The following is a 9,138-nucleotide window of genomic DNA, read 5'->3' on the forward strand; positions in this document are numbered from 1 at the left end:
AGCTGATAGCTGCGCTCTGGCGCTGGGACTTAACTCCGGCCGGGGAATATCTCCGGAGGCTGCTCTGGCACCCACTGGGGATACTTTTTCATGACACGCGTAAAAAGCGAAACCCCCAGAAGCCTGTCCAGCCAAGCGCGGAGTGCAGGGTAGGGCGCTTGATCAAACCACTCGCGGTCCACGCCGGCAAACTGCCGAATGAAGGGAAAGATAGCGATATCGGCGAAACCTTTTGTCGACCCCGACAGCCAATCGTTTTTTTTCAAACACTGCTCGAGTCTTTCTAGAAACTCGCAAGCCTCATCCCGATACCATTTTGCGTCGTGCTCCGGATGTCGGTCGGCGTATTTGTACTTGTCGAGCAGGATTTTAAAGCTCCCGTCATTCTCAGCTATAAGTGAAGCTCCGGTGGAATCTTCGTCTCTCGGGAGCCAACCGTCAGGGTCCGCATGACTGAGCGCCCAACGCATGACATCAATACTCTCATCGATTACTTCTCCATCCGCTAAGACGAGAACAGGGACCGTTCCTTTTTGTGAGGCAGCAAGCATGGCCGCGGGCTTGTCTTTAAGTACGACTTCGCGCAGTTCTACCTGAGCGCCGGAGTAGGCCACAGCCATCCGTGCGCGGATCGCGTAAGGGCAGCGGCGAAAGCTATATAGCAAAGGGAGCGCTGCGAGGTTTTGCTCTGGCATATAGTGGCGATCACAAAATTCGGATTCGTTACGAACTGTACAGGCTCGTCACAAAAAGGTGCAAACCTACACAGAGATCTACGGACCTAAGATTCCCGTCGTATGCATGAGAGTTAGGGCTTTCGGATTTACCCGTTTGCTATGATCGAGTCGTGTATTGCTCACTACTCTTTTTCTCTGTATCAAGAAGCCGCTTTAAGGCAAGCTCGATAACCTTTAACGCGAGTGTTCGTAGTTTCTTCGTGTTGAGCTGGATTCTCCTTGGAACCTTACTGCAGCCGGAACCTGTATGGGCCGAGTCAGATTCCTCTCCAACACTCGATAGCCTGTGGAATGCTGCCAACCTTTACGAAGCTGGCAGTAACGATGCATTGCTACAGAAAGTCACCTTGAGCGGGCGCTTACAGGCCGATGCGGCGATTTTTGACGCAAAACAAGGTCGCTTTGAAGATGCTCTCTGGCGACGATTCCGTTTTGGCTTTAAAGCGCAGTTACGGGAAAACTGGCTCGTGCATGTAGAGGGCGATTGGGACCTCAATGCGAACACGAGTAGGGGTGATGATGAATCAGATGAATCGTTTAACCGCTTCACCGATGCCTACATTGCATGGAAGCCTAATGAAAGACTGCAAGTTAAGCTGCTAAAGCAGTCGGCGGGTTTTACCCTTGATGGAGCTACTTCCTCTACAAAACTCTTGACGCCCCAGCGTAACAATCTGACCAACAATTTGTGGTTTACATCGGAGTACTTCACCGGTGTCTCGGCTGGTGGAGAGACTGACGGTGGGTGGGGGTGGAAGGCGGGATTGTTCTCAGCCGAGAGTAATGAAAACTTTGGTCTCTTCGAGGCGGGAGCATTTACACTGCTGTCGCTTGGCCGTGATTTTTCCGGCCACTTGTCAGTTGATCGCGCTGAGTTACGCTTTGACTTTGTCCGGAATGAGGAGCGAGAGGGGGCGCAAACCCCAGATTTGTCGCAGGTGCTCTCTTTTTCGGGTAAATGGGAAGTCGATAAGTGGGGCTTGTGGAGCGACTTGGCGCTAGGAAACGGCTACGGCGATCGAAGTGACACACGTGGTCTTACCCTAATGCCGTTTTACACTTACAGCCCGCAGTTTCAGGCTGTCCTCCGCTACACCTGGCTAGAGAGTGCAGACAACAATGGCGTGCGTCTGGGTCGCTACGAACGTGAGATAGTCGAAGAGCGGGGCGATGAGTATCAAGAGTTCTATGCGGGGGTAAATGTGTTTCTCTATGGACACAAACTGAAGTGGCAGTCGGGACTGCAGTTTACGGAAATGCAGGATTCGGCAGGCGATGGCGGTGCCTACCGAGGCTGGGGATTTACTACCGCTCTTCGAGTGTTTTGGTAGTTGCCATGCTCTCTGACAGGCGGCCTCAATCCAAGAACTGCCACGTCTCCGCCCCGTCGAAGGTGCGTAGCTTCAGATCTTGAGTTACTTCTGCGGCTAGCATGCGACCATTTACCGCTACACGTTTTGGCTGCTCTTCACTGAGGGAGTCATAGTGGGTCATGCATCCACAGTTCGCACAGTGTTGAAAAGCAATTTGCTTATCCCCCCAAATGTACGACACAAGGCTACCGGGCGCGGCCTTCACCGATGTGGTTTCTGTGTCAAGGAATGCCCATTGAGCGCCATAGCGCCGGCATACTGAGCAGGTGCATTGCACAAGCGTCTCCGGAGTAATTGCCAGCGTGATTTTAATGGCGCCGCAGTGGCAGCTGGCTTCGGGCATCGGCTGCTCCTGTTGAGTTTGTGGTGTATTGGCGATCAGGCGGTCATTCCACCATCGACCATGTAAACGCCACCGTTTAGAAAACCACTCTCTTCGCTCGCTAAAAACATCATCATGTTTGCAACATCCTCGGGGTCAGCGTAGCGCTCCATGGGTATGCTTGCCTTGATTGCCTCGTACTGTGCGCGTGGATCCTCTGGCATTAGGCCAGTTTCCAGAGAGCGCATCATGCGGCCCTCCACCGGTGAAGGATTGAGAGTATTCACTCGGATGTTGTGTGGGCCACCCTCTTTTGCGCAGGCTCGCATAAGTCCTACTACGGCATGCTTGCTCGTGCCGTAGGCTGTCATCCCAGGCGTGGCGCTGACGCCCGCGACGGACGAGGTGATCACGATGCTGCCGCCGCCACCGGCGACCATGACGGGGAATACGTGCTTGATCCCAAGGAATACACCCAGCACGTTAACATTGAATACGGACTGGAAAGTGCTCAGATCTAGCTCACTTACCGGCATAACGGGCCCCTCAACGCCAGCGTTCGCAAGGAGCACATCGACGCCCCCAAAAGCCTCAACTGTCGCTGCCACATATTTTTCGGTGTCCGCTTCTGAAGTAACGTCAGCGACGCTGTAACGCACGCTGTCATCGCTATAGCCAGACGTGACCTCCTGCAAGCTTTCTTCGTTTAGATCGACAAGCATTACCTTGGCGCCTGCGGCCACGAAGCGCTGCAGGACGATTCTGGCTATGTCTCCCGCGCCGCCAGTGAGAATCACTGTTTTATCTTTGACACTGTGCATGAAGTTTCTCCGATTTTTATTGTGATCTTAGCCGATTGTTTCGTTCAGAAGCCGCAGCCAATTAAGGCCCAGGAGCCGTTCCATATCTCCCGTTGACCATCCTCGACGTTCCAGTGCGGCTAAGAGATTGCGATAGCGATCGGGTGTATCGAGCTCCCGGATCCAGGGCGGCCAACGCAGCTCATAGCTCGGCTTAAAGAACCCAGTTCGAGGTACAAACCATTCTTCGTAAGTAGCCCAGGGTGAAATACCCTGAGGTGGGTAGTCTGTCGAGATACCTATGTGCTCAATCCCGGCAACGTTAACGGCGTGCTCGATATGGTCGGCATAGTGTTCAATAGTGGTATCTCCACCAGGATCTGGGCCGACAAAATATCCCAGCGCAACCATGCCGATGACGCCCCCCTTCTCAGCGCAGTTACGTATCTGCTCGTCGGTTTTCGCACGGGGGTGAGTCCGTAGAGCATCGCACATGGTGTGAGTGATGCCGACAGGTTTCTTGGAAAACGCAATCCCGTCGAGGGTTGTCTGGTCTCCACAATGGGAGAGATCTATGAGCACCCCTGTATCGTTCATGCGCTCGACAACTTCCAGGCCGAAGTCAGAGAGTCCGGCGTTTGTTCGTTCGAGACATCCGTCCCCTACGAGGTTTCGGCTGTTATAGGTCAGTTGGAATGAGCGCATGCCGAGTGCATACAAGGCATCGATGTTGTCTACGTCACCGTTGAGCATGGTGGAGTTTTGGAAGTTCATCATGACCGCTGTGCGTCGGGTCTTTTTGGCGCGCAGGAAGTCCTCTGACTCCAGCGCGAACATGAGCTGGTCATCGTGCTCGTCGATGCGGTGGCGCCATTCCAGTAAGGCATCGATGGCTGTCTGCAGATCTTTTCGCGGTAGGCTTTCAATGATTCCCGAGTAGTTGGCTGCGCGAAGAGCGGCGAATACCTCGTCTCCCCACTCTTTACCAAAACACAGGGCGTCGATGACCAGCATGTCCTCGTATTTCTCCGAGAGGCTGGTAGCTGCTTTGCCGGGAAGAGCGCTACTGGCTAAAACCGCAGCGGCGCCCTGAAGAAACAATCGTCGGTTTGATGTCCATTCCATTACCTGCTCACCTCTTTCTAATGGGGCGTCTGATGGCCGCCTAGGTTGTTGTCTGCCGCGTACCCAAGAGTAAAACCTGTTCTGCGCCCGCGGTCGATAGTTTTTGGTTTACTATTTTGCCTTTTCCAAAAGTTGAGTTGCTTTTAACGATGATAGATTTGCGCAGTGACACAGTAACCAAGCCCACGGCCGAGATGCTCCAAGTGATGCATACCGCCGATACGGGTGACGACGTTTATGGCGAAGATCCCACGGTCAATGAGTTAGAACGCTTCGCGGCGAAACTAACGGGGAAAGAGGCCGCAGTTTTCGCACCTACCGGCACTCAGTCGAATCTCATTGGCTTGCTCACTCATTGTCAGCGCGGTCATGAGTACATTGTGGGTCATGGTGCGCATACCTACATGTACGAGGGTGGAGGCGCTGCCGTCCTGGGTGGAATTCAACCGTGCCCTTTACCGTTTTGTGAGGATGGCTCCCTGGCTTTAGATGAGGTGGAGCGTGCGATAAAGCCCGATGATGCGCACTTTGCCATTACTCGTCTGTTGTGCCTCGAAAACACCCAGGGAGGCAAAGTACTGCCCATGGAGTATCTTGAGCGCTACAGTGAGTTGGCGCAGCGCAAGGGCTTGCGGCGACATTTGGACGGTGCTCGAGTGTTTAATGCCGCAGTGGCGCTGTCACTGCCCGTAGAGCGCATTTGCGCGCATTTCGATACGGTATCTATTTGCCTTTCCAAAGGACTTGCCTGCCCCGCGGGATCTCTCCTCGTGGGTGACGAGGAAAGCATTCGCAGTGCCCGTCGCTGGCGAAAGATGCTCGGTGGTGGAATGCGTCAGTCGGGCATTCTCGCGGCAGCTGGCCTCTTCGCCCTCAAGAACAACGTTTCCCGTCTGCAGGAGGACCACAACAAGGCGGGCCGTGTCGCGGAGGCCCTCTCAGCGCTCCCCGCATTCAAACTCCAGGAAGACCCCCAAACGAATATGGTGATGCTGTCTCCGGATATGGCAATAGAGCCGCTCACGGAGCATCTCTACGGCGACGATATTAAGATATCGGGGACTCGTTGGGTGTTTCATCAGGATGTATCAGATGCGCATGTCGATCACTTGATCGCCAGTTGTCGTCGATTTACTTGAGCTTTAGGCAGGGCGTTGCTTGTCTCTGACCACAGCCAGAAACGCTTCGGCGTATTTGTCTCTTTTGCGATCTCCCACACCGGAGATCGCTGCGAACTCCGCAATGTTCTCCGGGCGCTGCTCGCAGATGAGTTGCAGCGTGCGATCGTGAAAAATGATGTAGGGCGGAATGCCCTGATCCTCTGCTAACTGTCGCCGACACTCCCGCAAAGCTTCCCAAAGCCCCACGTCAATATGTTCTGGTATCGCACTTTTGGTGGTACGTTTCGCAGAGCTGCTTTTAGGGTCCTGGCGTAACTGAACGTCAACCTCGCCACGCAATACACCGCGTGCGCTTTCCTGGAGGCATAGAGCGCCAAATCGTGCCATGTCGACGCTTAGATACCCACGGGCAACGAGCTGCCGGAATACGGACTTCCATTGGCGGGAATCCAATGCTTTACCCACTCCAAAGGTCGGTAAATGATGGTGATCATTCTGAAAGATCTTGTCGTTCTCAGTCCCCCGTAAAACGTCGATGAGGTGATTTACACCAAAGCGCTGACCCGTTCGGTACACGGCGGATAGCGCCATTTGCGCAGCTTCGGTTCCATCCCACGTGGCGACCGGGTTCTGGCAACTGTCGCAGTTTCCGCAGGGGTTTTTCAGCTCTTCGTCAAAGTACGCCAGAAGGGCCTGTCTCCTGCAGGTAGTTACTTCGCAAAGGCCGAGCATAGCGTTCAGGCGGTGCTGTTCTTCGCGCTTGAAGACCTCACTACCTTGAGATTGATCAAGCATTTGGCGCAGCGTGATCACGTCCTGTAATCCGTATACCAGCCAGGCAGTAGCTGCCAGACCGTCGCGGCCGGCACGCCCGGTTTCCTGATAGTAGGCTTCTACGGTTTTGGGTAAATCGAGGTGCGCAACAAACCGCACATCCGGCTTGTCGATGCCCATGCCGAACGCGATGGTCGCAACTATCACCACGGCGTCTTCTCGAAGAAATCTGCGTTGATGCTCAGCTCGCGTTTCTGCAGGTAGTCCTGCGTGATAGGGAAGGGCATTGAAACCCTGCTCCGCCAGCCAGCGTGCTGTCTCATCGACGCGCTTACGAGACAGGCAGTAAACAATGCCTGCATCTTCCCGGTGTTCATCACGTAAGAACCGCAAGAGTTGGCCTCTGGGGTTGTCTTTCAGTGCGATGCGATAGCAAATGTTGGGCCGATCAAAGCTGACTAGAAAATGGCGGGCCTCGGTAAGCTTGAGTCGTTCAGCTATTTCTTGCCGTGTTCGAGCGTCGGCGGTGGCTGTGAGGGCAATACGGGGGACTTCGGGGAATCTCTGATGCAATTCGCTGAGTCCCAAATAGTCCTCGCGAAAGTCATGACCCCACTGGGATACACAGTGAGCCTCGTCGATGGCGAAAAGCGCGGGCGTTAACTGATCAAGGAGGCTTAGCATTCGCGCCTGCAAAAGGCGTTCGGGAGCTACGTAAAGTAAATCTAGTCGACCATCGAGCCAATCCTGCTCGATCGCTCGAGCATCCTCTGGAGTGAGGCTGGAGTTTAGGAAAGCCGCGCGCACGCCGAGTTGCTGGAGCGCCTCTACCTGATCCTGCATGAGCGCAATGAGTGGCGACACCACGATCGCGCAGCCTTCTCTTAGTAAGGCAGGTATCTGGTAACACAAAGACTTTCCACCGCCGGTGGGCATGATGACCAGGGCGTCCTCTGCGTTGAGAAGAGTGTTGATGATTTCTTGCTGTGGTGGTCGAAACGCCGGGTAGCCGAAAACGTGCTGAAGCGTGTTTAGCGCTTCGGCTGTTTGGTCAATCTGCGAGTGCTCTGGCTGCAGTGGATGCCCCGGAGTTTTTGCTCAGCAGCACTAGCGGCAAAGCTTGCCTTTTGTGCGAGTGCTGCTCTTGGCTGTAGTTATTTAGCGACAGTTATTTAGCGACAGTTATTTAGCGATCGAAATAGAGCTATGGTGATCGAGTGGTCTAGCTTGCGCTCTTACTGGCGGCTGACTTTGCCTTGGGGGCTGCCATATTGGCCTGACCGCTAACACCAGATTTGATTTGCTCGATTTCTCCACCGGCTTCCAGAAAAGCTTTCACTTTATCTTCTAAAGACGAGGATGTTTCTACCGCTGCTGGTGGCTTCTTCTTACCGGCGGTTCTAAGGGGTTTCTTAGCCATAACTATACTTTCGACATTTTTTTCGGGCACACATCATAGCAAATTTTAGGACCAAAAGTTCGGAGAACTTCAGCGGACGGTCTGGGCCTGCTCCGCCTAGGTTTGCTACAGCCAGTCGGTAAGGGCTATGCCTATGCCAATACGGTTGTTGTAGTTTTCCATATCAATAAGGTTTTCGCCGTAGCCGGAGTAGATTTGTACAAAACCCTTGAGACGACTGAACAAGGGGAACGTGTAATTCACCTCCAGACCGCTGCGATTGGGGCTGCTGAGATTGTTCTTCAGGCCTACGGCGAAGGTGTGTCGTTCACGCTTGTGAATGAGGCCCAACTGAAGTCTGCCCATGTAGTCCTCAATATTGGGATTGTCATCAGTATCGGCAGGTTCGCTGATGCGGGCCCAGGTTTTGGCAGAAATAACCCAGTTCCCCCGGTCGAGCGCCAACTCGGCCGTAACTCGATTCCAGCTTCGAGATAGGGGTTCCGAGCGTCCATTAGATTGATGATTGAGCGCGACGGTGGCAGTGCGCGCATTCCAGCCAAAGACCTCAAAGTCCACAGGTACTTGCCAAAAGACTTCAGGCTGATGGTTGGTTTCTCTAAAGGGCGCGGAAGCGTCATCTTCCGCGTAGAGCTGCCAATAGGATTGCTGTGTATAGGCCGCCCAAACCGACGAATCCCTCCAGAGCCCCTCCGCCAAGCGCGTCTTCAGGCTTAACTGCATCTTTATTTCATAGTCACTGAAGCCCTCCTCCAGGGGGCCAAAGTCGGAATAATCAGGATTAGTGCTAAAAGTCAGGGGCAGAATGTAATTGGGGTGATGGGGGGTGATAGAGAACCACTGATCGGTCAGCGTGGACTCCTGCTCCATCCGTGCTTCGATGAGTGAGAGCTGGGGGAGCGCTTCGCTCAGAAGCTCCACTTCGCCATCAGCATTTACCTCAGGTAATTTTTCGGGCGTGAAGTAGCTGTCGAAGCAATTGAGTCGGGCGTCGGATTCAGCAATGTAGGCGCAGGTTTCGGGGCTGGCGAAAACTACGTTTGATAATGATCCCAGCAGGATCACGATAAGGCAGTAAAGGCGTTTCATGGGTAAGAGCTCAAGAGGTTTCATAGATAGTGCAGTGACCATAGCAGATGAGGATTACAGAACGTCTACCTCACAAGTGCTGTACACGCTGCAATAGTCTCGCCAGAATGTGCGACCTCTAAGCTTGGGAACAGCAGCATGATCGACTTATCAGACACGTTAAGCTTCAAAAGCGGAACAGTCATGCCCAACCGTTTTATGTTGGCACCTCTGACTAACCTGCAAAGTAACCCGGACGGCACCTTAAGCGATGATGAGTATCACTGGCTGACAAAGCGTGCGGAAGGGGGCTTTGGTGTCACCATGAGCTGCGCGTCTCATGTGCAGGCCCGGGGTTGTGGGTTTCCCGGGCAGCTGGGTTGTTTTTCTGACGAGCT

At 53.8% G+C, this 9,138-nt stretch carries 9 protein-coding genes and 1 pseudogene; 3 read left to right on the top strand and 7 right to left on the bottom strand.

Annotation, left to right across the window (positions count from 1 at the left end):
• Positions 1–29 precede the first annotated feature (29 nt).
• Positions 30–695, bottom strand: coding sequence for a glutathione S-transferase (locus AB8B76_RS15950; RefSeq protein WP_405273880.1), 666 nt, complete (start codon positions 693–695; stop codon positions 30–32).
• A gap of 242 nt (positions 696–937) precedes the next feature.
• Here AB8B76_RS15950 and AB8B76_RS15955 point away from each other — a divergent pair, with 242 nt between their 5' ends.
• Positions 938–2,068 carry a porin gene (locus AB8B76_RS15955; protein WP_405273881.1) on the top strand — a complete coding sequence of 377 codons (1,131 nt, stop codon included), beginning with the start codon at positions 938–940 and terminating at the stop codon, positions 2,066–2,068.
• A gap of 25 nt (positions 2,069–2,093) precedes the next feature.
• Here AB8B76_RS15955 and AB8B76_RS15960 read toward each other — a convergent pair whose 3' ends face one another.
• The 3 genes from AB8B76_RS15960 to AB8B76_RS15970 are packed head-to-tail and all read right to left on the bottom strand — an operon-like array spanning position 2,094 to position 4,357.
• On the bottom strand, positions 2,094–2,453 hold the full coding sequence (locus AB8B76_RS15960; protein WP_405273882.1) for a GFA family protein: 360 nt from the start codon (positions 2,451–2,453) through the stop codon (positions 2,094–2,096).
• 35 nt (positions 2,454–2,488) lie between these two features.
• Positions 2,489–3,253: an SDR family NAD(P)-dependent oxidoreductase gene (locus AB8B76_RS15965; protein WP_405273883.1), complete on the bottom strand. Its 765-nt coding sequence runs from the start codon at positions 3,251–3,253 to the stop codon at positions 2,489–2,491.
• A gap of 27 nt (positions 3,254–3,280) precedes the next feature.
• Positions 3,281–4,357 carry a dipeptidase gene (locus AB8B76_RS15970; protein ID WP_405273884.1) on the bottom strand — a complete coding sequence of 359 codons (1,077 nt, stop codon included), beginning with the start codon at positions 4,355–4,357 and terminating at the stop codon, positions 3,281–3,283.
• A 149-nt stretch (positions 4,358–4,506) separates the two neighbouring features.
• Between AB8B76_RS15970 and ltaE the strand changes: the two genes are divergently transcribed.
• A complete protein-coding gene (gene ltaE, locus AB8B76_RS15975) occupies positions 4,507–5,496 on the top strand; it encodes a low-specificity L-threonine aldolase (RefSeq protein ID WP_405273885.1) in 990 nt (329 codons plus the stop codon).
• Between the two features lie 3 nt (positions 5,497–5,499).
• Here the strand turns inward: ltaE and recQ are convergent, their stop codons facing one another.
• The 3 genes from recQ to AB8B76_RS15990 form a co-directional block, all read right to left on the bottom strand.
• The gene (gene recQ, locus AB8B76_RS15980; RefSeq protein WP_405273887.1) at positions 5,500–7,308 is read right to left on the bottom strand and encodes a DNA helicase RecQ; all 1,809 of its coding nucleotides are present in this window, start codon (positions 7,306–7,308) and stop codon (positions 5,500–5,502) included.
• A gap of 166 nt (positions 7,309–7,474) precedes the next feature.
• Complete coding sequence (locus AB8B76_RS15985) at positions 7,475–7,672, bottom strand: hypothetical protein (RefSeq protein ID WP_008294628.1); 198 nt, start codon at positions 7,670–7,672, stop codon at positions 7,475–7,477.
• Between the two features lie 105 nt (positions 7,673–7,777).
• Positions 7,778–8,761, bottom strand: a complete 984-nt coding sequence (locus AB8B76_RS15990; protein ID WP_405273886.1) for a phospholipase A — start codon at positions 8,759–8,761, stop codon at positions 7,778–7,780.
• Between the two features lie 138 nt (positions 8,762–8,899).
• Between AB8B76_RS15990 and AB8B76_RS15995 the strand changes: the two are divergent.
• A pseudogene (locus tag AB8B76_RS15995) lies at positions 8,900–9,138 on the top strand (NADH:flavin oxidoreductase); the annotation flags it as partial.

Origin of the sequence: Congregibacter sp., assembly GCF_045107095.1 — a bacterium.
Taxonomy (GTDB): Bacteria; Pseudomonadota; Gammaproteobacteria; order Pseudomonadales; family Halieaceae; genus Congregibacter.

Coding starts and splice junctions, on each gene's coding strand:
- AB8B76_RS15950 (WP_405273880.1), bottom strand. CDS start 695: ATGCCAGAGCAAAACCTCGCAGCGCTCCCTTTGCTATATAGCTTTCGC.
- AB8B76_RS15960 (WP_405273882.1), bottom strand. CDS start 2,453: ATGCCCGAAGCCAGCTGCCACTGCGGCGCCATTAAAATCACGCTGGCA.
- AB8B76_RS15965 (WP_405273883.1), bottom strand. CDS start 3,253: ATGCACAGTGTCAAAGATAAAACAGTGATTCTCACTGGCGGCGCGGGA.
- AB8B76_RS15970 (WP_405273884.1), bottom strand. CDS start 4,357: ATGGAATGGACATCAAACCGACGATTGTTTCTTCAGGGCGCCGCTGCG.
- ltaE (WP_405273885.1), top strand. CDS start 4,507: ATGATAGATTTGCGCAGTGACACAGTAACCAAGCCCACGGCCGAGATG.
- AB8B76_RS15985 (WP_008294628.1), bottom strand. CDS start 7,672: ATGGCTAAGAAACCCCTTAGAACCGCCGGTAAGAAGAAGCCACCAGCA.
- AB8B76_RS15990 (WP_405273886.1), bottom strand. CDS start 8,761: ATGAAACGCCTTTACTGCCTTATCGTGATCCTGCTGGGATCATTATCA.